Source organism: Pseudomonas sp. S2_H01, assembly GCF_054668305.1.
Genome location: NZ_CP162756.1, coordinates 2,565,479 through 2,589,838, shown reverse-complemented (window position 1 = coordinate 2,589,838; position 24,360 = coordinate 2,565,479). Strand labels below are relative to the sequence as shown.

The window sequence follows — 24,360 nt, the reverse complement described above, 5'->3', positions numbered from 1 at the left end:
ATTCGTGTGGGAACTTGCGAAGAAGCTGAGTCTTCGATTAAGGAGGTGATCCAGCCGCAGGTTCCCCTACGGCTACCTTGTTACGACTTCACCCCAGTCATGAATCACACCGTGGTAACCGTCCCCCCGAAGGTTAGACTAGCTACTTCTGGTGCAACCCACTCCCATGGTGTGACGGGCGGTGTGTACAAGGCCCGGGAACGTATTCACCGCGACATTCTGATTCGCGATTACTAGCGATTCCGACTTCACGCAGTCGAGTTGCAGACTGCGATCCGGACTACGATCGGTTTTGTGGGATTAGCTCCACCTCGCGGCTTGGCAACCCTCTGTACCGACCATTGTAGCACGTGTGTAGCCCAGGCCGTAAGGGCCATGATGACTTGACGTCATCCCCACCTTCCTCCGGTTTGTCACCGGCAGTCTCCTTAGAGTGCCCACCATAACGTGCTGGTAACTAAGGACAAGGGTTGCGCTCGTTACGGGACTTAACCCAACATCTCACGACACGAGCTGACGACAGCCATGCAGCACCTGTCTCAATGTTCCCGAAGGCACCCATCCATCTCTGGAAAGTTCATTGGATGTCAAGGCCTGGTAAGGTTCTTCGCGTTGCTTCGAATTAAACCACATGCTCCACCGCTTGTGCGGGCCCCCGTCAATTCATTTGAGTTTTAACCTTGCGGCCGTACTCCCCAGGCGGTCAACTTAATGCGTTAGCTGCGCCACTAAGAGTTCAAGACTCCCAACGGCTAGTTGACATCGTTTACGGCGTGGACTACCAGGGTATCTAATCCTGTTTGCTCCCCACGCTTTCGCACCTCAGTGTCAGTATGAGCCCAGGTGGTCGCCTTCGCCACTGGTGTTCCTTCCTATATCTACGCATTTCACCGCTACACAGGAAATTCCACCACCCTCTGCCCTACTCTAGCTTGCCAGTTTTGGATGCAGTTCCCAGGTTGAGCCCGGGGATTTCACATTCAACTTAACAAACCACCTACGCGCGCTTTACGCCCAGTAATTCCGATTAACGCTTGCACCCTCTGTATTACCGCGGCTGCTGGCACAGAGTTAGCCGGTGCTTATTCTGTCGGTAACGTCAAAACACTAACGTATTAGGTTAATGCCCTTCCTCCCAACTTAAAGTGCTTTACAATCCGAAGACCTTCTTCACACACGCGGCATGGCTGGATCAGGCTTTCGCCCATTGTCCAATATTCCCCACTGCTGCCTCCCGTAGGAGTCTGGACCGTGTCTCAGTTCCAGTGTGACTGATCATCCTCTCAGACCAGTTACGGATCGTCGCCTTGGTGAGCCATTACCTCACCAACTAGCTAATCCGACCTAGGCTCATCTGATAGCGTGAGGTCCGAAGATCCCCCACTTTCTCCCGTAGGACGTATGCGGTATTAGCGTCCCTTTCGAGACGTTGTCCCCCACTACCAGGCAGATTCCTAGGCATTACTCACCCGTCCGCCGCTGAATCAGGAAGCAAGCTCCCTTCATCCGCTCGACTTGCATGTGTTAGGCCTGCCGCCAGCGTTCAATCTGAGCCATGATCAAACTCTTCAGTTCAATACTGCAATTAGGTTTTGAGAAAACCTTATAAACTTGGCTCAGCAATCGTTGGTTAAACCATGATTTCTCGTGGAGTAACTTGCGATGCTGATAATCAGTTGACTTCAGTCTTACAGCGCAAGCACCCACACGAATTGCTTGATTCAGTTGTTAAAGAGCGGTTGGTTAAGAGCTTTTCGTCTCAACCGAGGCGCGCATTCTACAGCGTCCTCTGTATCTGTCAAGCGGTTATTTTAAGAAGTTTTCAAAGTTTCCTTTGCAACTTCAACCACTTGCGCTTCGTTCGACTTACCGTCTCACGTCAGCGGGAGGCGAATTCTACAGCGTTACAACCTGCTGTCAACTCCTTTCTCACCGCTGTCGATTCAAGCATCTGAACCGAAGCGCTTCCTCGCTGCTTACTTCGTCCAACTCGTTGATTATCAAGGAGTTTTCCGTTTCGTCTGCGCCGGAAGTGGGGCGAATTATAGAGACATTCAGAGGGGCGTCAACACTTAATTTGAAGTTTCCATCAAAAAGCCAAAACCTCATGAAAATCAGTCAGTTCCTTCTGTTTATATAGGGATCCGCTTTCGCGGCTTCCTATAAAGAAGAGACCTAGAGCACTCCCGCTTCGCGCAACGCCATCACTGCGTCGTCCGAAAGCCCCAGAACACCGGTCAAGACCTCCAGCGTATGCTCGCCCAGCAATGGAGGCGCTCGACGATACTCCACCGGTGTCTGCGACAACCTGATGGGGCTGGCAACCTGTGGCACCGTTCCGCCGAGCGCATGAGGCAGCTCGACTTTCAAGCCACGCGCCTGGACATGGGGATCGGCAAATACCTGAGCGACATCATTGATCGGGCCGCATGGCACGCCCGCCAACTCCAACGCTGTCACCCACTCAGCCGTAGTCTTGAAAACAGTGGCCTGACGAATCAGCGGAATCAGCTCGCCTCGATGCGCAACACGCTGCTTATTAGTAGCGAACCTTGGGTCGTCCGCCCAATGCGATTGACCCGCGACTTCCGCGAACTTGCGAAACTGGCTGTCGTTGCCCACCGTCAGGATGAAATCACCATCTGCCGTAGGAAAGTCCTGATAGGGCACGATGTTCGGGTGAGCGTTGCCCAGCCGCCTTGGCGATACACCTGTCGTCAGGTAATTCATCGCCTGGTTCGCCAGACACGCGACCTGCACATCCAGCAGCGCCATGTCGATATGCTGACCCATACCGCCTTGATCGCGGTGCGCCAACGCAGCGAGAATGGCAGACGTCGAATAAAGCCCCGTGAGGATATCGGTCAGCGCCACCCCTACCTTTACCGGCCCGGCGCCGTCCTCCCCTTCAGGGCGACCGGTCAGGCTCATCAAGCCGCCCAACCCCTGAATCATGAAGTCATAACCCGCCCGCTTGGCATACGGACCCGTCTGACCAAAGCCGGTGATCGAGCAATAGATCAGCCGGGGGTTCTCTGCCTGCAGGGACTCGTAATCAAGACCGTAAGCCTTGAGCCCGCCCACCTTGAAATTCTCGATCACAATGTCGGACTTCGCGGCCAACTCCCGCACCAGCTTCTGACCTTCAGGCCGAGTGAAGTCGATCGTGACGGATTGCTTGTTCCTGTTGGCAGAAAGGTAATACGCCGCCTCGGAGGTATTCTCGCCCCGAGGATCCTTCAGGAACGGCGGCCCCCAGGCGCGGGTGTCGTCGCCATTGCCTGGGCGCTCGATCTTGATCACGTCAGCGCCGAGGTCGGCGAGAATCTGCCCCGCCCAAGGTCCGGCAAGAACCCTGGACAAGTCCAGCACACGCAAATGCGATAGCGCGCCCATGGCCGGCTCCTTAATAGAACGCCTGAATGCCCGTCTGCGCACGGCCCAGAATCAACGCATGAACGTCATGCGTGCCTTCGTAGGTATTCACAACTTCCAGGTTGACCAGATGACGGGCAATGCCGAACTCGTCCGAAATCCCGTTACCACCGAGCATGTCACGGGCCATCCGCGCAATGTCCAGCGACTTGCCACAGGAGTTACGCTTCATGATCGAGGTGATTTCTACCGCCGCCGTACCTTCATCTTTCATTCGGCCCAAGCGCAGGCAGCCTTGCAGTGCCAGAGTGATTTCTGTCTGCATGTCGGCCAGTTTCTTCTGGATCAACTGATTGGCCGCCAAAGGCCTGCCGAATTGCTGGCGATCCAGGGTGTACTGACGCGCGGTGTGCCAGCAGAACTCGGCTGCACCCAACGCACCCCAGGAGATGCCATAACGCGCCGAGTTCAGGCAGGTGAACGGACCTTTCAGACCTCGCACTTCCGGGAAGATGTTCTCCTCTGGCACAAAGACGTTATCCATCACGATTTCGCCTGTAATGGAAGCGCGCAGGCCGACCTTGCCATGAATGGCCGGCGCGCTCAGGCCCTGCCATCCTTTCTCCAGCACGAAGCCGCGGATGTCGCCAGCATCGTCTTTCGCCCACACCACGAACACATCCGCGATCGGACTGTTGGTGATCCACATTTTGCTGCCACTTAAGCGATAACCGCCGTCGACCTTCCTGGCGCGAGTAATCATGGCGCCCGGGTCTGAGCCGTGGTTCGGCTCGGTGAGGCCAAAGCATCCAATCCACTCACCAGAGGCAAGCTTGGGGAGATACTTCTGCTTCTGCGCTTCGGTACCGAATTCATTAATCGGAACCATGACCAACGACGACTGGACGCTCATCATCGAGCGATAGCCGGAGTCGACACGCTCCACTTCGCGGGCAATCAGGCCATAGCAGACATAGTTCAAACCGCTGCCACCGTATTGCTCAGGGATCGTCGCGCCCAGCAGGCCGACCTCACCCATTTCACGGAAAATCGCAGGATCGGTCTGCTCGTGACGAAAGGCCTCAAGAACGCGAGGCGCCAACTTGTCCTGGGCGAACTGCTCGGCGCTGTCACGAACCATGCGCTCTTCTTCAGTGAGCTGCTGATCCAGCAACAGTGGATCGATCCAATTGAAGCTTGCCTTACCGCCCATGACTGTCTCCTCGCTGAATGATGTTCTCGGGCGCTGCCGAGAAAAGTCGTGGATAGATCCTAGGCGTGGATTTGTCCTACAGCAAACGAGGATTTCGCATAGTGTTGTGCTAATTTCTCACTCCGAGAACGCGCGAGCAGCGAGATCCAGAGTTTACGAGTGAGGTTGACGTACATGAGACGCAAGATCCCCAGTACTACAGCGCTGGTCAGCTTTGAAGCCGCCGCTCGTCATGAAAGCTTTACCAAGGCGGCTGACGAACTGTCCCTCACGCAAGGTGCAATTTGCCGTCAGATTGCCAGCCTTGAAGAGTTCCTCAACGTCGAGTTATTCCGACGTTCTAGAAGAGGTGTGAAGCTGACAGAGGCAGGGCTTTCCTACAGTCGTCGCGTGGCCACCCAACTCGACGCCGTCGAGCGCGACACACTCTCCGTGATGGGCCATCAAGGCGCCAATGTGATTGAACTGGCCGTGGTCCCGACCTTCGGCACCCAATGGCTATTACCGCGGCTCAAAGACTTCCAGCATCAGCACCCGGATGTGACGATTAACCTGACCAACCGAACCCGACCTTTTCTGTTTGCTGATACCGAGTTCGATGCAGCGATCTATTTCGGCGACGCAGACTGGCCAGGCACAGAGTCGCATCGGCTGATGAGCGAAAACCCGATGCCGGTGTGCAGCCCGGCGCTGCTCAATAACAGCAAGCAGCTCAGCGCCGGGGATCTGGCTGACATGCCGCTGCTCCAACAAACCACCCGGCCTTATGCCTGGCGCCAGTGGTTCAGCGCATTGGGCATAAGTGTCGTACGCGACATGACAGGTCCAAGATACGAGCTATTCTCCATGCTCGCCCAGGCGGCCATGCATGACATGGGCGTCGCGCTGATCCCGCCGTTCCTGATTCAGCGCGAGCTGTCGGAGAACCGTTTGGTCATCGCCAATCCCCATGCTTTATCGAGTCTTAAGGCGTATCACCTGATGATTCCAGAACGCAAAGTCGAGTCAGCGTCCCTGAAAGCGTTCCGAGACTGGCTGGTGCATCAGGCTGAAACGTACGCAATGCCTTGATCTGTCTATCTAACCACTAATTACTGACCCTGTAGTCAAAAATTTGAAAAGCCTACAGATGTCTTGATATGTCGCATTTAAGAAACACTTGTGTTCGTTATTGAAAACAGGCTGTAAGCGTTATGTGACGGGGCCTACAGGCTGATTTGCCACCATTCTCGTGATAGATAGAAAAAAAATTTCCAACACCTCATATTCAGCTACAGACCATGAAATACAAGGTCTGTAGCGTTTTGTTGCGTCAAACGGTCACAGGGTGACTTGTAGTTAAAGATATGTCGCGTTACAGAATTCCTTGATGCCCCCTTCTGACACCTGCAAAATGCCGCGCCCCGCCTTGTCTTGCGGGGACATGGTGATCGCTGCCCCAGACGCGCCATCCGCAGTGCGCTGGCCTATTTTTAAAAGATAAAAAGATCACGCAGGAGATTTGACGTGCACATTGGTGTCCCTCTCGAAACCCAGTCCGGTGAAACTCGGGTTGCTGCAACGCCGGAAACCATCAAGAAGCTCATTGGCCAGGGTCATAAGGTCACCGTCCAGTCAGGCGCCGGCATTACCGCCAGCGTCACGGACAGCGCCTATGAAGCGGCAGGCGCTTCGATTGGCAGCGCTGCCGATGCCTTCGGCGCCGAGCTGATCCTCAAGGTCGTCGCACCCAGCGACAGCGAACTGGCTCTGATCAAGACCGGGACGGTTGTCATCGGGATGCTTAACCCCTTCAACAACGAGATCATCGCAAAGATGGCCGAATGCGGGATCACCGCGTTTGCCCTCGAAGCGGCCCCGCGCACCTCTCGCGCACAAAGCCTCGACGTGCTGTCTTCGCAGGCCAACATTGCCGGTTACAAATCGGTGCTGCTGGCCGCGCATCACTATCCGCGCTTCATGCCGATGCTGATGACTGCTGCCGGTACAGTAAAGGCGGCTCGAGTATTAATCCTCGGCGCCGGTGTTGCCGGTCTGCAAGCCATCGCCACAGCCAAACGTCTGGGCGCCGTGATCGAGGCTTCCGACGTTCGCCCTGCGGTGAAGGAACAGATCGAGTCGCTCGGCGCCAAGTTTGTCGATGTGCCGTACGAGACCGATGAGGAGCGTGAAGCAGCGGTCGGTGTCGGCGGTTACGCGCGTCCGATGCCTGCCAGCTGGATGCAGCGCCAGGCTGTGGCCGTTCACGAGCGCGCCAAGCAGGCGGACATCGTGATCACCACCGCGCTGATCCCGGGCCGCAAGGCGCCGGTCTTGCTGAGCGCAGAAACCGTGTCGCAAATGAAACCGGGCTCGGTGGTCATTGACCTTGCTGCAGCCCAGGGCGGCAACTGCCCGCTGACCGTGGCTGACCAGGTAGTGATCGAGCATGGCGTGACCATCGTCGGTCATACCAACCTGCCCGCATTGGTCGCTGCCGATGCTTCTGCTCTTTATGCACGCAACCTGCTGGACTTCCTGAAGCTGGTCTTTACCAAGGAAGGACAGTTCGAGATCAACCTCGAAGACGACATCGTCGCCGCGTGCCTGATGTGCCGCGATGGCCAGATCGTCCGCAAGAACGGCTGAGGATAAAAACAATGGAAGACATGCTGATCTCTCACGGCGTCTACAACCTGATCATCTTCGTGCTGGCGATTTACGTCGGTTACCACGTGGTCTGGAACGTCACCCCTGCCTTGCACACGCCTTTGATGGCCGTAACCAACGCCATCTCGGCCATCGTGATTGTGGGCGCCATGCTGGCTGCCGCACTGACGGTAACCCCGCTGGGCAAAACCATGGGCACGCTGGCCGTGGCGCTGGCCGCCGTCAACGTGTTCGGTGGCTTTCTGGTCACCCGCCGCATGCTGGAAATGTTCAAGAAGAAGGCTGCTCCTGTTAAAAGCACAGCCAAAACTGAGGTGCCGAAGTAATGAGCATGAACCTCGTCACCCTGTTGTACCTCGTTTCGGCGATCTGTTTTATTCAGGCCCTTAAAGGCCTGTCGCACCCGACGACTTCCCGTCGCGGCAACCTGTTCGGCATGCTCGGCATGGCGCTTGCGGTTCTGACCACGATCGGCCTGGTGTTCAAACTCGCTGCACTATCCACTGACGGCGCCAGCGCGGGCATCGGCTATATCATCGTGGGCTTGCTGGTTGGCGGCACGGCCGGGTCGATCATGGCCAAGCGCGTCGAGATGACCAAAATGCCGGAGCTGGTCGCTTTCATGCACAGCATGATCGGTCTGGCCGCGGTGTTCATTGCGATTGCCGCTGTGGTTGAACCGCAGTCGCTGGGTATCGTGGCGCACCTGGGCGATTCGATCCCGACCGGCAACCGTCTGGAGCTGTTCCTGGGTGCCGCCATCGGTGCGATCACCTTCTCGGGTTCGGTCATCGCCTTCGGCAAGCTGTCCGGCAAGTACAAGTTCCGCCTGTTTCAGGGCGCGCCGGTACAGTTCGCAGGTCAGCACAAGCTCAACCTGCTCCTGGGCCTGGCCACGCTGTTCTTCGGCCTGACGTTCATGTTCACCGGCAGCCTGTTCGCCTTCAGCGTCATGCTGATCCTCGCGTTTGTCATCGGCGTGCTGCTGATTATCCCGATTGGCGGCGCGGACATGCCCGTGGTTGTGTCGATGCTCAACAGCTATTCGGGCTGGGCGGCGGCCGGTATCGGCTTCTCGCTGAACAACTCGATGCTGATCATCGCAGGCTCTCTGGTAGGTTCCTCCGGCGCGATCCTGTCGTACATCATGTGCAAGGCCATGAACCGCTCGTTCTTCAACGTGATCGGCGGTGGTTTCGGCGGCGCGGCGGATGTAGGCGCAGCGGCAGGCTCGAAAGAAGCACGCCCGGTCAAATCCGGGTCGGCTGACGACGCCACCTTCCTGCTGACCAATGCCGACACCGTGATCATCGTACCGGGCTATGGCCTGGCGGTGGCTCGTGCCCAGCATGCCCTCAAGGAACTCACCGAAAAGCTGACCCACCGCGGCGTGACTGTGAAGTACGCGATCCACCCGGTGGCCGGTCGTATGCCAGGCCATATGAACGTCCTGCTGGCTGAGGCCGAGGTGCCTTACGATCAGGTGTTCGAGATGGAAGACATCAACTCCGAGTTCGGCCAGGCCGACGTGGTGCTGGTGCTCGGCGCCAACGACGTGGTCAACCCGGCTGCGAAGAACGATCCCAAGTCGCCGATCGCGGGCATGCCGATTCTGGAAGCCTTCAAGGCCAAGACGATCATCGTCAACAAACGCTCGATGGCCAGCGGCTATGCCGGCCTGGACAACGAGCTGTTCTACCTCGACAAGACCATGATGGTTTTCGGCGACGCCAAGAAAGTCATCGAAGACATGGTCAAAGCGGTCGAATAACCGCTCTAGCCCGCAACACATCAAACCCTCGGCGCGTCGATCGGCCGAGGGTTTTTTACATTCGGCGTAACAGTGTTTTGTTCTGAAACCCGCTAATTAGAGCCCTCTCATGCGACCTTGGTCGTGGGACGAGAAAAAGGCAAATCTCTAGACTTGGTCGCTCGCATCCTCGTCCCGAGATAAACAAACATGCACCGTGAACGTATCCGCCTGCCGTCTTTGATGAGCAAAGTAATGAGCGCGGCCGACGCCGCTTCCCTGATCAAGGACGGCATGACCGTCGGCATGAGTGGTTTCACCCGTGCCGGCGAAGCCAAGGCCGTGCCCAAGGCGCTGGCGGAACGCGCCAAGGCTCACCCGCTGAAAATCAGCCTGATGACCGGCGCAAGTCTGGGTAATGACCTCGACAAGCAATTGACCGAAGCCGGCGTGCTGTCCCGTCGTATGCCGTTTCAGGTCGATAACACGCTGCGCAAGGCAATCAACGATGGTTCGGTGATGTTCATCGACCAGCACCTGTCCGACACCGTCGAGCAACTGCGCAATCGTCAGATCAAATCGGTCGACATCGCCGTCATCGAGTGCGTGGCGATTACCGAGGAAGGTCATCTGGTGTTGAGCACGTCCGTGGGCAACTCGGCCAGCTTCGCCATTCTGGCCGAGCAGGTGATCGTCGAGATCAATCTGGCGCAACCGCTGGAGCTCGAAGGCCTGCATGACATCTATATTCCCACGTACCGCCCGACCCGCCTGCCCATTCCGGTGCTGAAGGCTGATAGCCGCATTGGCAGCCAGGCGGTGAAGATCGACCCGGCGAAGATCGTGGGCATCGTGATCAGCGACCAGACCGACTCACCTTCAACTGTACTGCCCGCAGACAGTGAAACGCAGGCGATTGCCGGTCACTTGGTGGAGTTCTTCAAGAACGAAGTGCGGCAAAACCGCCTGACCAACCAGCTGATGCCTCTCCAGGCAGGCGTTGGAACGATCGCCAACGCGGTCATGACCGGTCTGATCGACTCGCCGTTCCACGGCATGGCGATGTACTCGGAAGTGCTTCAGGACTCGACCTTTGACCTGTTCGAGGCCGGCAAGCTGGACTTTGCCTCGGGTTGCTCGATGACGCTGTCAGAGCGCAAGCACGACGCGGTCTACAACAACCTGGAACAGTACAAACCGAAACTGTTATTGCGCCCTCAGGAAATCTCCAACCATCCTGAAGTCGTGCGCCGTCTGGGCATCATCGGCATCAACACAGCGCTTGAATTCGACCTGTACGGCAACGTCAACTCCACACACGTGGGCGGGACGCGGATGATGAACGGCATCGGAGGCTCGGGCGATTTCGCTCGCAACGCTCACCTCGCCATCTTCGTGACCAAATCCATCGCCAAAGCCGGCGCGATTTCCAGCGTAGTACCGATGGTCAGCCACGTGGACCACACAGAGCATGATGTGGACATCCTCGTGACTGAGCAGGGGCTTGCCGATCTACGGGGCCTGGCGCCTCGTGAACGCGCTCGCGTGATCATCGACAACTGTGTTCATCCCGCCTACCGCGAAGCGCTCAATGACTACTTCCGCAGAGCCTGCGCTATCGGTGGCCACACCCCGCATGTGCTCCGCGACGCACTCAGTTGGCACCTCAACCTGGAAGAAACCGGCCGCATGCTGTCGGTGTAGGAAAACAGTTCTGGATTGGCGACGACCTTTCGTCGCCACTTTCCACGCACTGCACGCCTTTTTGACAAAAACTGTATTGCTGTACCGGTCGTTTTCACCTCTGAAAATTCAAAATTCACTGTTCCGGCGCACAAAACGCACCATATTTGTGCTTACCGGTACAGTTGCCCCACGAATGAGCAAAACAGTGCCTTTGAACAGTTAACTGGAGCATCACAATACAAGTGAACTGTGTCTGGAGAGAGAGCGACAACAAGAGGAAGATTGGCACCAATCAAGTCACTATCTAATCCCGCCACAAGCGGAAGGAAGAAGCACCATGGAACGCACCGTAAGTTCCGAACTGTTCTACGAAGAAACCGCTCAATCCGCTAAAGCCTCGTTGCCGCTGCGCATGTTCGCCAACCTGATGCTCTGGCAGCGTCGTCTGTCCAGCCGCCACCAGCTGGCCCGTCTGGATGCTCGTCTGCTGGCTGACGCCGGTATCAGCGAATCCCAGCGTTACGAAGAGCTGAGCAAGCCGTTCTGGCGCTAATTTAGCGTCCGCTGGTCCCAGGCGAAGAGCCTCTCACCAGCAACCCGAATTGTTCACACGAAGCCCGTCGCAGGAAACTGCCGACGGGCTTTGTTGTTTCCGGGTTTCGAAGATCGAGTGCGGCTATCAGCCTGATAGGTACAGTTTATTAATTTATTCTCCCAGCAAGTACAGTTGTTGATTCACGGGCCTGTCAGGCATTTCAGGTGACGATAAAGCAGGCTCATCCTGTCAGCTGGCATTTAGCCGTGATAGTGCTGACGATCCCGGTTACGCTAGTCTTGCTTCACCCTTTACCCCAACGCCTGCGAGATAGCTTTGCTCATCGTCGGCTTTGCGCATGTGGTTACTTATTTTGTTCCTTGTGGAGTTCAAACATGTCTCGCTTTCGCCTGATGAGTGCAGCTGTACTTTTGATCGCGGCAACCGGCGCTCAGGCGTCCAGCTTCGTGGTCACCACCGACACCATCGTGCGCGCACTGGACGCGTCGTCCAACGCCACCTCCAAGATCTCCTCGTCCTTCCATGACGACAAGATCGTTCTGGCCGCGCGCGATGACGCAGCCAGCTTCGTCGCCAGCAAAGGCGAAATCCGCGGAGCTCATCTGGAGGGTGCGTTTCAGCACATCCGTGAAGTCAGCCCGAGCTTGAATGCATCGGATGCGCAGCTGGCGCAGGCCATTCTCGCTATCTGATTCAGCATCGCGACAGCTTTGGCGCCGCACGCCCCGACACCTTCACTGGCTCTGGCCGGGGCATTGCGCTAGCCTTGCGATTCGTTTCGCCAATACCGAAGACTCATGCGTTCATTGTCTCGCCTGTTGATTGCAGCGACTGCCAGCCTGATCTGCGTTACCCAGGCTCAAGCGTTCGACACAACCACACAAAGCCTGATCAAAAGCGGGTACGCCACCAGCCAGGTGACGACCGGGCCTTTCGATAACAAGCTGATACTTGCCGCCCAGGATGATGCTGCAGCGTTTATAGCCAGTGATGGCCAACTGCGAGGAGCACAGCTGGAGGCCGCGCTGATGTATCTGCGTCAAGCCCAGCCAAAACTTCATGCCAGCGACCTTGAACTGGCGCAGGCAATTCTCGTCCAATAATCACTTTTGCACCTTCTGTATTCTGGAGCCGTTCCATGCGTACCCCGTTGATTGCCGCTGCCCTCGGCCTGTTGTTGCTGACCGATGTCGCGCACGCGCAAACCTTGAAAGCCACCAGTAACATCGTTGTCCGTGCGTTGGGCCGCAGCGTGGACTTCACCTCCGACACCACGTCTTCGGTTCGCAACTGGAAAATGGTTGTGGAAGCTCAGGACGATGCCGCCAGCTACGTCGCCACGAACGGCGACATTCACGGCGCTAAACTGGACGCCGCGTTCGCCACCTTGCGTGAGCGCCTGCCAGAAGCGCGCAATGCCAGTGACCAGGATCTCGCTGAAGCCATCCTCGCACTGTGAGGCGCGTAGCCGTCTGGCTGCTGGCTTCGGCGCTGTCGCTGATCTGTACGAGCGCCTTCGCCGGCTTGAGTCTGTCGCTGTACACCGACGGGCTGAGTCCTGCCCAGCAGCAAGCCAGCCAGACGCTGCTCGACGAGGCCATGGCGCATTTGCCGCCGATGTTCGTCAGCAAGCTTGATCGTAAAGTCGAAGTCCGCTGGACCGATGACATGCCGTCCAACGCCTACGGACGCGCAGACGGGCCTTACCGTCTGGACCTCAATCAACGCCTGCTGGCGGGCTTGACCGACGGCACCGCAGCCACCACCCGCACCAATCGCCCACACGGGACGGTGCGCGAAGAGATGCTCGCGACGGTGCTGCATGAGCTCACCCATATTTATGATCACGCCCAGCTTTGGTCGCCTGAAGACCGCAAGCTGATCATCGCGTGTGCGCGCCAGGGCAACAGCACCGGCAAGATCGGTCTGCGTGACAGTTGCCGAGGCCAGACCGACCGGCGCTTCACGTTGAGCGACGATCCACGCCTGCTGGACCTAGCCGGCTGGCCACAATACGTGGGACGTCGAGGGGAGCGTGAGGAACGCAACGGTCAGGTTGCCCGCAGCCCCGATATCTACGAAATCAGCAGCCCGTTGGAGTTTGTTGCGGTGAACATGGAGTACTTCCTCCTTGATCCGGCCTATGCCTGCCGACGTCCCGCGCTCTACGACTACTACAAACAGCTGTTCAACTGGGCGCCCGCCGCCAAGGATGACTGCCCGACTTACTACCCGTACCTGAACGCCGGTAACGACTTCGCCCGTGAGCCGCTGGGCAAGCTCGACCCCGAGCGCGTGTATGAGGTTGATTACCTGTTGGCCGAAGCCAATCAGAATCTGGTGAGTCGTTGGGGCCACAGCATGCTGCGCCTGGTCATCTGCAAGCCTGGACGTCCGCGCGGCCCGGATTGCCGTCTGGATCTGGATCAGCATCTGGTGTTGTCCTATCGTGCGTTTGTGAACGACCTGCAACTGTCCAGTTGGAGCGGCCTGACAGGCGCTTATCCATCGCGCCTGTTCGTGCTGCCGTTGGGGCAGGTGATCGACGAATACACCAAAACGGAATTGCGCAGCCTGGCGTCCGTGCCGCTGAAACTGTCCCGCGAGGAAATCGACGGGCTGGTCCAGCATGCCGCCGAGATGCACTGGGCGTATGACGGCAACTATTGGTTTCTGTCCAACAACTGCGCTGTGGAAAACCTCAAGCTGTTGCGCAGCGGCACTGACGACCCTCGGCTGGTGGGCCTCGACAGCATCATGCCCAATGGTTTGCTGGAAGTGCTCAAGGGCAGGGGTCTGGCGGACACCAGCGTGCTGGACGATCCCAAAAAAGCGCTGCGGCTGGGCTATCGCTTTGATTCCTACCGCGACCGCTACCAAGCGATGTTCGATGTGCTGCGCAAATCCACTGACGTGAAGGAAACCACCGTCGAAGACTGGCTGTCGCTGCCTGCGAAAGACCGACGCCCGTATTTCGCCCAAGCCGATCTGCGCACCAGCGCCGCCATGTTGCTTCTGGAGCAGGCCGCTCAACGCCGTCAGTTGCTGCTGGCGCAGGATGAGGTCAAGCAACGCTACCTCAGCGCGGTCGAGAAGAAGGACAACGGTGTGTCGAAGGCCACTGGCACGTTGCAGGACATCCTGGCCAACAGCGGCTTCCTCAGCCGCCCCGCGGAACTGTTGGGCAGTGGAGGGTACGGACTGCCGCAGCAGGGCGAATGGACACGTCTTGAAGAAGAAAGCAGCCAGCGCCAGAAACAGCTGCAGCGTCTGACCGGCGATCTGGACAAAGAGGTGAGGGCGCTGCTGGAGCCTGACCGCGCCGCCGAGATTGCCGCTACCGACGAAAATCTCAAGCAAGTGGGCGAGCATTTGCGGGCGTTGCATAAGGCGGCGGGTGGGTTGGAGTTACCTTGAATACGCGAAGCGATCTACAGGATTGGGTTTGCTCGCGATGGGGCTGGGTCAGATACGTTCATGCCGCCTGACGCTCCGCGTTCGCGACCGTCGTAACCTCCGATTGCTCCTACAGGATCGGCGTCGTACCTCAGATCTGAGGCCTGCCTGCATTTGCAGGGGTGAGCTTGCTCGCGATTAGGGTGGGCCAGACACCTTCATGTCGCATGACACTCCGCTTTCGCGACCGTCGTAACCTCCGATTGCTCCTACAGGATCGGCGTCGTACCTCAGATCTGAGGCCTGCCTGCATTTGCAGGGGTGAGCTTGCTCGCGATTAGGGTGGGCCAGACACCTTCATGTCGCCTGACACTCCGCGTTCGCGACCGTCGTAACCTCCGATTGCTCCTACAGGATCGGCGTCGTATCTCAGATCTGAGGCCTGTATGCATTTATAGGAGTGAGCTTGCCCGCGATTAGGGTGGGTCAGACACACTCATGTCGCCTGACGCTCCGCGTTCGCGACCGTCGTAACCTCCGATTGCTCCTACAGGATCCGCGTCGTACCTCAGATCTGAGGCCAGCCAGCATTTGCAGGAGTGAGCTGACTCGCGATAAGGGTGGATCAGACACATCAATGCCGTCTGATGCGCCGCGATCGGGACCTTCGTAACCTCCGATCGCTACCCCTGCTGGCAGAATCGACTCTGGGTGCGGCTAAACCGTTTCGCCTGGCTCGCCCGGCAGATGCTCATCCAGATGCAGCCAAGGCAATCGGTTGTCGGTCCAGATGTGCCGAACGGCCGGGGCGAGCTCGGGGTGGTCGAGCGTGGCGATGGTCACGTCCATGGTCTCCGGGCTGTTGCGGCTGAAGAGCGCCGCCTGTGCCCCACAGTTACTACAGAAGAACCTTACGCAGGTCGGTCCGGAATCATAGGCCGCAGGGCTTCCGGCCAACCATTTGAATGACTCTAGAGGCACGGTGATCCAGGACACCGCAATGCCGCCTGACGTACGCCGACAAATCGAGCAATGACAATGAGCAATGTCGCGCAAGGGCGCATCGAGTTGATAGCGCAGATTGCCGCAGTGGCATCCACCGGTATGCATTTCGCTCATGGTCATTCTCCCGTTCGTGTTCAGGCTCTGACTGCGTTCGGGCGAAAATGCTTCATTGGTGCGGCAACGATCAGCGGAGCGGCAGCGAAAGCTGGTTGAAAGGTAAGCGCTTTAGCATCACCTCACCGCCGGCGAAAGACCGGCCAGCCAGGACGAACGCTTTTCGACGTTCGCCGGCCCATCTACAACAACAATTCGGTGATTCTGATGCTTGCTCGTGCTCCGCTGTACCCCTCGCTCACCCCCCGACTCCCTGCGCTGCTCGTCTTGAGCTGATTGCTTCGTCTCGTCCGTTTTCACGTCGCGTAACGCCTGGAGTATTTCTATGTTGACCTTCCTCGGCTTTGCCATGGTTGTCGCTTTCATGTACCTGATCATGAGCAAGCGCCTCTCCGCGCTGATTGCCCTGATCATCGTGCCGATCGTGTTTGCCTTGTTCGGCGGTTTCGCCTCCGACATCGGCCCCATGATGCTCGCCGGCATCACCAAGCTTGCGCCGACCGGCGTGATGCTGATGTTCGCCATTCTCTATTTTGCCCTGATGATCGACTCCGGCCTGTTCGACCCGGCCGTACGCAAGATCCTCAAGCTGGTCAAAGGTGACCCGGTAAAAGTGTCGGTGGGCACTGCCGTTCTGGCCCTCGTCGTCTCACTGGACGGCGACGGCGCCACCACCTACATGATCTGCGTGGCCGCCATGCTGCCGCTGTACAGCCGCCTGGGCATGAGCCCGCGCATCATGGCCGGCCTGATCATTCTGGCGGGCGGTGTGATGAACATGACGCCATGGGGCGGCCCGACTGCCCGTGCGGCCAGTGCGTTGCATGTGGACCCTTCGGACATTTTCGTGCCGATGATTCCTGCGATGCTCGCCGGTGTGATCGCAATCCTGGTGATCGCGTACTGCTACGGCAAACGTGAGCGTGCGCGTCTGGGCGAACTGCACCTGCCGGGCGACGAAGTCGATCACAGCGAAATCAGCGTTTCGCAGTTCCCCGACGCACGCCGTCCCAAGCTGATCTGGTTTAACGCCGCACTGACGCTGGCGCTGATGGTTGCCTTGATCATGGGCCTGCTGCCGCTGCCGGTTCTGTTCATGATCGCGTTCAGTATCGCCATGATCGTCAACTACCCGTGCCTGCAAGCGCAGAAAGACCGCGTCGCGGCGCATGCCGGTAGCGTACTGGCAGTGGTCGGCCTGATCTTCGCGGCCGGCATTTTCACCGGTATCCTGTCCGGCACCGGTATGGTCGATGCGATGTCGAAAAGCCTGCTGGCAGTGATTCCGGACGCGATGGGCCCGTACCTTGCGGTCATTACGGCCGTGGTCAGCATGCCGTTTACCTTTTTCATGTCCAACGATGCGTTTTACTATGGCGTGCTGCCGGTGCTGTCCGAGGCCGCATCGCACTACGGGATCAGCCCGGTGGAAATGGCACGTGCCTCGATCGTCGGTCAGCCCGTCCATTTGTTGAGCCCGCTGGTGCCATCGACCTATTTGTTGGTCGCCCTTGCTGGCATTGAATTTGGTGATCATCAGCGCTTCACCCTCAAGTGGGCGGTGCTGGTCTGCGTATGCATCCTGGTCGCCGCACTGCTGATGGGGATCTTCCCTGCGTTCAGCAGTCTATAAGGCAACTGAACTCCCTCGCTGGCGGACCACCGGCAGCGAGGACTAACAAGCTCAAAGGAAAACGTAATGGAATGGCTGACCAACCCTGAGATCTGGGTTGCTTTCTTAACCCTGACTGCCCTGGAAATCGTTCTGGGCATCGACAACATCATCATGATCTCGATCCTGGTCAGCCGGATGCCCAAAGCGATGCAGCCCCGCACGCGGATCTTCGGTCTGGCGCTGGCGATGGTCACGCGAATCCTTCTGCTGCTGTCGATCACCTGGGTCATGCGCCTCACCGACGACCTGTTCGTCGTACTCGGCCAAGGCATTTCCGGTCGCGACCTGATCCTGTTCTTCGGTGGTCTGTTCCTGTTGTGGAAGAGCTCGCAAGAGATCTATCACGGCATGGAAGGCGAGGATGAGCAGATCGAAGAGCCGAAAGGCAAGGGTGGCATGTTCCTGTACACGATCATTCAGATCGCGATCATCGACATCGTGTTCTCGCTGGACTCGGTCATCACCGCAGTCGGCATGGTGTCTCATGTGCCGGTCATGGTCGCTGCGATCATCGTCGCGGTCCTGATCATGATGCTGTGCGCAGGCGTCATCAGCGATTTCATCGACAAGCACCCGTCACTGAAAATGCTGGCGCTGTCGTTCCTGATCGTCGTCGGTACGGTGCTGATCGCAGAGTCCTTCGATGTGCACGTGCCAAAAGGCTACGTTTACTTCGCCATGGCGTTCTCGCTGGCGGTCGAAGCGATCAACATTAAGATGCGTACCTCGATGGCCAAGAAGCGGGCGATGAAGGACCCCGTGAAACTTCGCAAGGACGTTCCGGGTCAATAACACCCAGAGTGCGTTGTAGCGGTGACAGAACGGGGCATTGAGTGCCCCGTTTTTTATTGAACCCGGCGCAATCCTGTAGGACCTGCCGGTGTTGCGCTTCATCTGGCCCCGCGATCTGCAGCAAACTGCGCAGACGCGGAGTACCTGGTACGACGTGCGCTCTGATTTTGCGACGAGTTCCTCGCCGATCGCGGGACAAGCCACGCTCCTACACGGACTCACACAAAGCAAACACCTGATTTATGACAGATTTGTTTCAGGAAATAATCGGCTGTGCCATGCTGGCAATAAGGCCTCAGGCCGACTAAAGCTTTAGTTGAGCAAGCTGATCACGACAGTGCCCAAGCGCTTTCGCTCGCTACACGCTGTACTTTCACTTCTTGCCCAACTGGGCGCTGGCTATTTTTGCCCGCCGGGCTATTAACAGGGGGCTTTCCGTATGCTGACCCTGCTCGATTTGCTTTCTGCCGTCGCGCTGTTGATCTGGGGCACGCACATCGTTCGAACCGGCATCCTGCGTGTCTATGGCTCGCAGCTGCGCCGTGTGCTCAGTCAGAACATGTCTAAACGTCCGCTGGCCTTCGTGGCCGGGATCCTCGTGACCGCAGTGGTGCAGAGCAGTAACGCCACCGCCATGCTGGTGACCTCGTTCGTCGGCCAGAGCCTGATGGGCCTGACGCCCGCGCTGGCGATCATGCTGGGTGCCGACGTCGGGACCGCCATCATGTCGCGAATCCTGACCTTCGACCTGTCGTGGCTGTCGCCGCTGCTGATCTTTCTCGGGGTGATACTCTTTTTGTCGCGCAAGCAGACCCGTGTCGGTCAGCTTGGCCGCGTCGGTATCGGCCTTGGGTTGATCATCCTGGCGCTGCAACTGATCGTCACCGCCGCCGCCCCCATCACTCAAGCGGCGGGCGTGAAGGTGCTGTTTGCGTCGCTGACCGGTGACATCCTTCTCGACGCCCTGGTCGGTGCGATGTTCGCGCTGATTTCCTACTCAAGCCTGGCCGCTGTCCTGCTGACCGCAACACTGGCAGGCGCTGAGATCATCAGCTTGCCGGTCGCCATCGGGCTGGTGATCGGCGCCAACATCGGCAGCGGTCTGCTGGCGTTCCTCAGCACCAGCATGCAGAACGTCGCCGGTCGCCAGGTGGCGCTTGGCAGCTTGCTGTACAAATTGATCGGCTTGCTGCTGATCATTCCGGTGTTGACGCCCCTGGTGCACTGGATGGAAACCCTGGAAGTCAGCCCGTCGAGCCTGGTGATCAGCTTCCATGTGATCTACAACTCGCTGCGCTGCCTGATCATGCTGCCCACGGTTGGACCGATGGGCCGACTGTGCGCCTCGATACTGCCGCAACAGGCCGAGGTCAATGGCGCGGTCAAACCCCGTCATCTGGACCTCACTGCCTTGGCGACACCGAGCCTGGCACTGGCCAATGCGGTGCGTGAAACCCTGCGTATGGGCGATCTGATCGACAGCATGCTCAATGCCATGCAGGAAGTGCTGCGGGGCAATCAGACGGCGGTCACCCAAGAGGTGCGGCGTCTGAACGACGACGTCGAGGTGCTGTACAACGCGATCAAGCTGTACCTGGCGCAAATGCCCAGAGAAGACCTCAGCGATCAGGACAACCGCCGTTGGGCCGAAATCATCGAATTGTCGATCAATCTGGAACTGGCCAGCGGACTCATCGAGCGTATGCTGCGTAAGGTTCAACAGCAAAAGACTTCCCAGCGGCGTTCGTTTTCCGACGTCGGGCTGGAAGAACTTTCCGGGCTGCATGAGCAGCTGATGGCCAATCTGCGCCTGGGCTTGTCGGTATTTCTCAGTGGCGACCCGGAAAGCGCGCGCCAATTGCTGCGTGAAAAACGTCGTTTCCGGGCACAGGAGCGGCGTCTGGCCCATGCCCATGTCAGCAGACTGCAACGTAAAATCGTGCAGAGTATCGAGACCAGCTCGTTGCACCTCGAGCTGATCGCCGACATGAAACGTTTGAATTCTTTGTTCTGCAGCAGCGCCTATGCCGTTCTTGAAACCTCTGACACCGGGGCCTTGTCCAGCGAAAGCCAACCAGAATAATCGAGGTGAACGCAGGGCCCGGTCTGAAGTCTGTTACACATACCGGCCCGCAAGGAAGCCCGTTTTTATGCGTTGCCTGCTGTTCGTTTGTTTGTTCCTGACATCCCTCTCGTCCATGGCCCTCGACCGCTTTCAGGTCGAGGGCTACGTGCTGCCCAATGGTTTGCAATTGCTGCTCAAACCTGCCGAAAAAGGTCATGTGTCGATCCGGCTGGTGGTCGGCATCGGCTTCGATGACTTCCCCTGCAAAGACAAAGAGCTCCCTCATTTGCTGGAGCATTTGCTGTTCAGTGGCATCGACAATTCCGGTGAGGGCGGCCTGGAGCAGCAGATGCAGGCGCTGGGCGGGGAGTGGAACGCGTTCACCAGCAACACCGACACCACGTTCGTGATCGAGGCGCCGGCGCAGAATCAGCGCAAGGTGCTGGACTTGCTCCTTAACGTGCTCACTCACACGCAGATCAATCAGGCGAACCTCGACACTGCCAAGCGCATCGTCGAGCGTGAAGACGGCGGTCACTACTCACACCTGCAGCGCTGGCTGGACAAGCGCGACCTCGGACACAGCGCCAGCAATCAATTGGCGGTAGAGTTGGGGCTCAAATGCTCGGAGCGGCCGGAAGTCGATCACCTGACGCTGGAGCAGATCGAAACCATCCACGACAACTGGTACGCGTCCAACAACATGACGCTGATCATCGTGGGCGAACTGGACAAGCTGTTGCCTGCTTATCTGGAGCGAACATTCGGTCAGCTGAATGCAGTTGACCCGACCGAACACCCGCCGCTGCCTTCCATCAACGCCAAAGCCGAGCCCGAGCGCACGCTGGTCCGCGGCGCGTTGGGCGATGGCGCGAAGCTGCACCTGCTGTTTCCAGAGCCTGACATGGGCGAGCAGCACGATGAGACGTGGGATTTGGTGAAAGCCTACCTGGACTGGTCGCTCTACAGCGAGTTGCGCCTGGACAAAGGCTATTCCTACGGCCCGTGGGCCGACCGGGAAGCCTTCGGCGACACCGGGTTCCTCAGCCTGAACGCCGATCTCGCACGTGATGATGTGGACGCGGCGGTGGCATCGGTGCGTTCGATGCTGGAACGGCTGCGCAAAGAAGGCATGGATCCTGCGACCTTCGCCCGGCTGCAACAGGCTTCGATCGCCAAACAGGCCTGGGCGGTTCAAGGCAACAGCGCGTTGGCCGATTATTACTGGGGCGCTCTGAACGATTATGAGGACGGCCGCTTCGAAGACCCGGCCAAGCGCACGCGGGGCGTGAGCCTGGATCTGGCGAATCGGGCCATGCGCCAGCTGTTGGCGCAGCCCGGGTATCTGCGCATTGAAGAGCCGCTGGTCAGCTATGACGAGTTGTATGAGATCGGCTTGGCGGTGGTCGCGTTGCTGGCATTGGTCATTTTCTGGCGGTGGCGTGTTCACAAAAGACGCCCGCTGTAACAGGACTGCGCTGAGTCCAAGCCCTCCCGTTAACGGTAGGAGCGCGCTTGCCCGCGATCTGCCGCGCAGCGGCAGTAGAACCAGAGGTCTGGATTCGTCTGACACACCGGGTTAGCAGTAATACCTGCCGCTGCGCACCAGATCGCGGGCAAGCGCGCTCCTACGCCTTCGGCAGAAGCAGTTTGTGTACGCGTATGAACTGTGATCATTGGTATCCTGCCAACGATTTTTCCTACAGCCAAAGTGAACACCGAAATGCCGGATCTCAACGCCCTCATGCAGAACTCCCTGGTACAGCGCGTACTGGAGTTCATCAAGCGCTACCCGGGGCTGATCGCGTTCTTCGGTTTTTGCTCCGGCATCGGCAGCTTCATTCTGGTGGACCGGCAAGCCAAGCTCGCGACCTGGATTGCCGTGATCATGCTGGTGAGCTGGTTGTGGCTGATGGTGGAAAACAGTGCCGTTGCGCTGCTGGCCAAACTGTTGAAGCGCGAAATCCCGCAGCCATTGCTCCGATACGCCACACAGATGATCCACCAGGAGAGTCTGTTCTTCGTCTTGCCGTTTTTCTTCGTGACCACCACATGGAACAGCGGCCAGCTGGTGTTCACCGGCGTCCTCGCGGCCGCAGGACTGATCTCGATCACTGACCCGCTGTATTACAAATGGCTGGCACCCCGTCGCTGGCTGTTCATGGCGCTGCACACGCTGACCCTGTTTGCCGCTTTGTTGACCGCGCTGCCCATCATCCTGCACCTGACCACCGCCGAGAGTTACAAGCTGTCGCTGATCATCGCCATGCTGCTGTCGTTCCCGAGCCTGGCCTCCAGTTTCCCGCTCAACAACTGGAAACGCGGCGTCGGGCTCGTGCTCATGACATTGGCCATTGGCGGTGCGGGCTGGATGCTGCGTTCGTGGGTGCCGCCCGCAACCCTGTGGCTGACAGAGGTGGCCGTCAGCACCCAGTTCGACAACCAGAACCGCACGCCGGGCGAGAGTATTCAGGAGATCGGCGTCAATCAACTGCGCAGCGCCGGGCTGTATGCGTACACGTCGATCAACGCTCCGCGCGGTCTGGACGAGCGGATTTATCACGTTTGGCGCCACAACGGCGAAGAAGTCGATCGAATTGCTCTAGACATCCACGGCGGACGTAAGGAAGGCTATCGGGCATGGACTCACAAACAGAATTTTCCGCCCGATGTGCTCGGCAAATGGCAGGTGAGGGTGCTGACAGAGGATGGCCAGATGATCGGCGTTTTGCGCTTTGAAGTGACCGATTCGGATCAGCCTGCGGTGACGCGCAAGAAGATCAAGCCCGCGGGGCTGAAGCCCGGCGCAGACACGTTGGGCTCGTCTGATTCAGACGCTGACAAGCCTGATGACAGTGCGCCAGCGGCGAGCCCGTCCACCCCGGCCAAAACCAACTAAGCTCGTCGCTATGACCCCATCGATCTCCCTCGTCAACCGCGCATCAACGGTGTGCGGCAGCGCCACACTGGACACTTCGACCGACCCTGCTCAGCTGTGGATCGCCGGAGACTGGACGCTTGCCCACTACCACGCACTCAAGCGCCAGACCGATGCGTTAAGCGACGGTTTCGGCCCAGCCACGCAGGTGGACATGAGCGGGTTGGGCGCCCTCGATACCGCAGGCGCGTCGTTGCTGGTGGAGCTTCTGGGTGTTCAACGTTTGCGTTTGCTGGCCGTTCAGGCGCCGAACCTGCCCGAGTCGAGCCGCGCGTTGATGCAGACCATCCAAAGCGCGTTGTGCGACTACTGCCAACCCGTGAAAGACCCTGAAGTCGCTGTCGGCACTCAGTTACTGGCGAGGATCGGGTCTGCTATCGAGGTCATCTGGAACGACACCCTGCAACTGCTCGGTTTCGTCGGCCTGATTCTGCAGACGTTCGTCACCACGTTGTTCCACCCGAAACGCTGGCGCACCACTTCAGTGATCGCCCATATCGAACAGATCGGTCTGGACGCGGCACCCATCGTGGCGTTGCTGACGTTCATGGTCGGCGCCGTCGTGGCCTTTTTGGGCGCAACGGTACTCAAGGCCTTCGGCGCCACGATCTTTACGGTCGATCTGATCGGCTTCTCGTTCCTGCGGGAATTCGCTGTGTTGCTGACGGCGATTCTTCTCGCGGGCCGCACGGCCAGTGCGTTCACCGCACAGATCGGGTCAATGAAAGCCAATGAAGAGCTGGATGCCTTGCAGACCTTGGGCCTCAGTCCTACAGAGCTGCTGGTATTGCCTCGCGTGCTGGCGCTGCTTATCTCACTGCCAATGCTGACATTTCTGGCGATGATCTGCGGCATCGTCGGTGGCGGCGTGGTGTGCGCGCTGTCGCTGGGGATCTCGCCAGCGATGTTTCTGTCGCTGATGCAAGCAGACATCGGCGTGCAGCACTTTCTGGTCGGGATCGTCAAAGCGCCGATCTTTGCTTTTTTCATCGCCGCGATTGGCTGCCTCGAGGGTTTCAAGGTCGAGGGCAGTGCTGAATCGGTGGGCGCTCACACGACGTCGAGCGTGGTGCAGTCAATTTTCGTGGTCATTGTGCTGGACGCACTGGCGGCGATGTTTTTCATGGAGCTTGGCTGGTGACCCGA

19 protein-coding genes and 1 rRNA gene are annotated in these 24,360 nt (G+C 58.4%); 16 read left to right on the top strand and 4 right to left on the bottom strand.

The genetic code is table 11. The annotated features are described in order from the left end of the window. Window positions 1-38: 38 nt before the first annotated feature. The 3 genes from AB4N84_RS11495 to AB4N84_RS11485 form a co-directional block, all read right to left on the bottom strand. Window positions 39-1,575, bottom strand: a 16S ribosomal RNA gene (locus tag AB4N84_RS11495). Between the two features lie 600 nt (window positions 1,576-2,175). Then, window positions 2,176-3,396 (bottom strand): CaiB/BaiF CoA transferase family protein, encoded by a 1,221-nt coding sequence (locus AB4N84_RS11490; protein ID WP_460046413.1) that lies wholly within the window; start codon window positions 3,394-3,396, stop codon window positions 2,176-2,178. A 10-nt stretch (window positions 3,397-3,406) separates the two neighbouring features. Further along, the gene (locus tag AB4N84_RS11485; RefSeq protein ID WP_460046412.1) at window positions 3,407-4,588 is read right to left on the bottom strand and encodes an acyl-CoA dehydrogenase; all 1,182 of its coding nucleotides are present in this window, start codon (window positions 4,586-4,588) and stop codon (window positions 3,407-3,409) included. 174 nt (window positions 4,589-4,762) lie between these two features. Here AB4N84_RS11485 and AB4N84_RS11480 point away from each other — a divergent pair, with 174 nt between their 5' ends. The 10 genes from AB4N84_RS11480 to AB4N84_RS11435 all read left to right on the top strand — a co-directional run bounded on the left by AB4N84_RS11480 (window position 4,763) and on the right by AB4N84_RS11435 (window position 14,646). Then, on the top strand, window positions 4,763-5,659 hold the full coding sequence (locus AB4N84_RS11480) for a LysR family transcriptional regulator (RefSeq protein WP_460046410.1): 897 nt from the start codon (window positions 4,763-4,765) through the stop codon (window positions 5,657-5,659). Between the two features lie 435 nt (window positions 5,660-6,094). Further along, window positions 6,095-7,216 (top strand): Re/Si-specific NAD(P)(+) transhydrogenase subunit alpha, encoded by a 1,122-nt coding sequence (locus tag AB4N84_RS11475; protein ID WP_460046409.1) that lies wholly within the window; start codon window positions 6,095-6,097, stop codon window positions 7,214-7,216. A gap of 11 nt (window positions 7,217-7,227) precedes the next feature. Beyond that, window positions 7,228-7,563 (top strand): NAD(P) transhydrogenase subunit alpha part 2, encoded by a 336-nt coding sequence (locus AB4N84_RS11470; RefSeq protein ID WP_074757614.1) that lies wholly within the window; start codon window positions 7,228-7,230, stop codon window positions 7,561-7,563. Then, window positions 7,563-9,008: an NAD(P)(+) transhydrogenase (Re/Si-specific) subunit beta gene (locus AB4N84_RS11465; protein ID WP_460046408.1), complete on the top strand. Its 1,446-nt coding sequence runs from the start codon at window positions 7,563-7,565 to the stop codon at window positions 9,006-9,008. Before AB4N84_RS11470 ends, AB4N84_RS11465 begins: the two co-directional genes overlap by 1 nt. 189 nt (window positions 9,009-9,197) lie before the next feature. Further along, on the top strand, window positions 9,198-10,691 hold the full coding sequence (locus AB4N84_RS11460; RefSeq protein WP_074757611.1) for an acetyl-CoA hydrolase/transferase family protein: 1,494 nt from the start codon (window positions 9,198-9,200) through the stop codon (window positions 10,689-10,691). Window positions 10,692-11,010: 319 nt separating this feature from the next. After that, window positions 11,011-11,226, top strand: coding sequence for a DUF1127 domain-containing protein (locus AB4N84_RS11455; RefSeq protein WP_062386508.1), 216 nt, complete (start codon window positions 11,011-11,013; stop codon window positions 11,224-11,226). 377 nt (window positions 11,227-11,603) lie between these two features. Further along, a complete protein-coding gene (locus AB4N84_RS11450) occupies window positions 11,604-11,921 on the top strand; it encodes a DUF2388 domain-containing protein (protein ID WP_074757609.1) in 318 nt (105 codons plus the stop codon). A 105-nt stretch (window positions 11,922-12,026) separates the two neighbouring features. Beyond that, entirely contained in the window at window positions 12,027-12,332 is a 306-nt protein-coding gene (locus tag AB4N84_RS11445; RefSeq protein ID WP_074757607.1) for a DUF2388 domain-containing protein, read from the top strand. Between the two features lie 35 nt (window positions 12,333-12,367). Further along, window positions 12,368-12,688, top strand: coding sequence for a DUF2388 domain-containing protein (locus AB4N84_RS11440; RefSeq protein ID WP_074757605.1), 321 nt, complete (start codon window positions 12,368-12,370; stop codon window positions 12,686-12,688). Beyond that, window positions 12,685-14,646: a DUF7844 domain-containing protein gene (locus AB4N84_RS11435; protein WP_460046406.1), complete on the top strand. Its 1,962-nt coding sequence runs from the start codon at window positions 12,685-12,687 to the stop codon at window positions 14,644-14,646. The genes AB4N84_RS11440 and AB4N84_RS11435 overlap by 4 nt, the downstream gene beginning before the upstream one ends. A 696-nt stretch (window positions 14,647-15,342) precedes the next feature. Here the strand turns inward: AB4N84_RS11435 and AB4N84_RS11430 are convergent. Continuing rightward, on the bottom strand, window positions 15,343-15,744 hold the full coding sequence (locus AB4N84_RS11430; protein ID WP_460046405.1) for a GFA family protein: 402 nt from the start codon (window positions 15,742-15,744) through the stop codon (window positions 15,343-15,345). A gap of 325 nt (window positions 15,745-16,069) precedes the next feature. Here AB4N84_RS11430 and AB4N84_RS11425 point away from each other — a divergent pair, with 325 nt between their 5' ends. The 6 genes from AB4N84_RS11425 to AB4N84_RS11400 all read left to right on the top strand — a co-directional run bounded on the left by AB4N84_RS11425 (window position 16,070) and on the right by AB4N84_RS11400 (window position 24,355). Continuing rightward, window positions 16,070-17,377 (top strand): CitMHS family transporter, encoded by a 1,308-nt coding sequence (locus tag AB4N84_RS11425; protein ID WP_074757601.1) that lies wholly within the window; start codon window positions 16,070-16,072, stop codon window positions 17,375-17,377. A gap of 66 nt (window positions 17,378-17,443) precedes the next feature. Further along, window positions 17,444-18,211, top strand: coding sequence for a TerC family protein (locus AB4N84_RS11420; protein ID WP_460046404.1), 768 nt, complete (start codon window positions 17,444-17,446; stop codon window positions 18,209-18,211). A 439-nt stretch (window positions 18,212-18,650) separates the two neighbouring features. Further along, window positions 18,651-20,294, top strand: coding sequence for a Na/Pi cotransporter family protein (locus AB4N84_RS11415; RefSeq protein ID WP_074757597.1), 1,644 nt, complete (start codon window positions 18,651-18,653; stop codon window positions 20,292-20,294). Window positions 20,295-20,361: 67 nt separating this feature from the next. Further along, on the top strand, window positions 20,362-21,744 hold the full coding sequence (locus tag AB4N84_RS11410; RefSeq protein ID WP_460046402.1) for a M16 family metallopeptidase: 1,383 nt from the start codon (window positions 20,362-20,364) through the stop codon (window positions 21,742-21,744). Between the two features lie 255 nt (window positions 21,745-21,999). Further along, window positions 22,000-23,175, top strand: a complete 1,176-nt coding sequence (locus AB4N84_RS11405; RefSeq protein ID WP_074757593.1) for a DUF5924 family protein — start codon at window positions 22,000-22,002, stop codon at window positions 23,173-23,175. Between the two features lie 10 nt (window positions 23,176-23,185). After that, window positions 23,186-24,355: an MlaE family lipid ABC transporter permease subunit gene (locus AB4N84_RS11400; RefSeq protein ID WP_460046400.1), complete on the top strand. Its 1,170-nt coding sequence runs from the start codon at window positions 23,186-23,188 to the stop codon at window positions 24,353-24,355. Window positions 24,356-24,360: the final 5 nt, after the last annotated feature.

Bases quoted from the DNA above. Each gene is read 5' to 3' on its own strand.
- AB4N84_RS11490 (WP_460046413.1), bottom strand. From the start codon at position 3,396: ATGGGCGCGCTATCGCATTTGCGTGTGCTGGACTTGTCCAGGGTTCTT.
- AB4N84_RS11445 (WP_074757607.1), top strand. From the start codon at position 12,027: ATGCGTTCATTGTCTCGCCTGTTGATTGCAGCGACTGCCAGCCTGATC.
- AB4N84_RS11425 (WP_074757601.1), top strand. From the start codon at position 16,070: ATGTTGACCTTCCTCGGCTTTGCCATGGTTGTCGCTTTCATGTACCTG.
- AB4N84_RS11430 (WP_460046405.1), bottom strand. From the start codon at position 15,744: ATGAGCGAAATGCATACCGGTGGATGCCACTGCGGCAATCTGCGCTAT.
- AB4N84_RS11480 (WP_460046410.1), top strand. From the start codon at position 4,763: ATGAGACGCAAGATCCCCAGTACTACAGCGCTGGTCAGCTTTGAAGCC.
- AB4N84_RS11440 (WP_074757605.1), top strand. From the start codon at position 12,368: ATGCGTACCCCGTTGATTGCCGCTGCCCTCGGCCTGTTGTTGCTGACC.
- AB4N84_RS11410 (WP_460046402.1), top strand. From the start codon at position 20,362: ATGCGTTGCCTGCTGTTCGTTTGTTTGTTCCTGACATCCCTCTCGTCC.
- AB4N84_RS11485 (WP_460046412.1), bottom strand. From the start codon at position 4,588: ATGGGCGGTAAGGCAAGCTTCAATTGGATCGATCCACTGTTGCTGGAT.
- AB4N84_RS11455 (WP_062386508.1), top strand. From the start codon at position 11,011: ATGGAACGCACCGTAAGTTCCGAACTGTTCTACGAAGAAACCGCTCAA.
- AB4N84_RS11400 (WP_460046400.1), top strand. From the start codon at position 23,186: ATGACCCCATCGATCTCCCTCGTCAACCGCGCATCAACGGTGTGCGGC.
- AB4N84_RS11465 (WP_460046408.1), top strand. From the start codon at position 7,563: ATGAGCATGAACCTCGTCACCCTGTTGTACCTCGTTTCGGCGATCTGT.
- AB4N84_RS11415 (WP_074757597.1), top strand. From the start codon at position 18,651: ATGCTGACCCTGCTCGATTTGCTTTCTGCCGTCGCGCTGTTGATCTGG.
- AB4N84_RS11450 (WP_074757609.1), top strand. From the start codon at position 11,604: ATGTCTCGCTTTCGCCTGATGAGTGCAGCTGTACTTTTGATCGCGGCA.
- AB4N84_RS11405 (WP_074757593.1), top strand. From the start codon at position 22,000: ATGCCGGATCTCAACGCCCTCATGCAGAACTCCCTGGTACAGCGCGTA.
- AB4N84_RS11460 (WP_074757611.1), top strand. From the start codon at position 9,198: ATGCACCGTGAACGTATCCGCCTGCCGTCTTTGATGAGCAAAGTAATG.
- AB4N84_RS11420 (WP_460046404.1), top strand. From the start codon at position 17,444: ATGGAATGGCTGACCAACCCTGAGATCTGGGTTGCTTTCTTAACCCTG.
- AB4N84_RS11470 (WP_074757614.1), top strand. From the start codon at position 7,228: ATGGAAGACATGCTGATCTCTCACGGCGTCTACAACCTGATCATCTTC.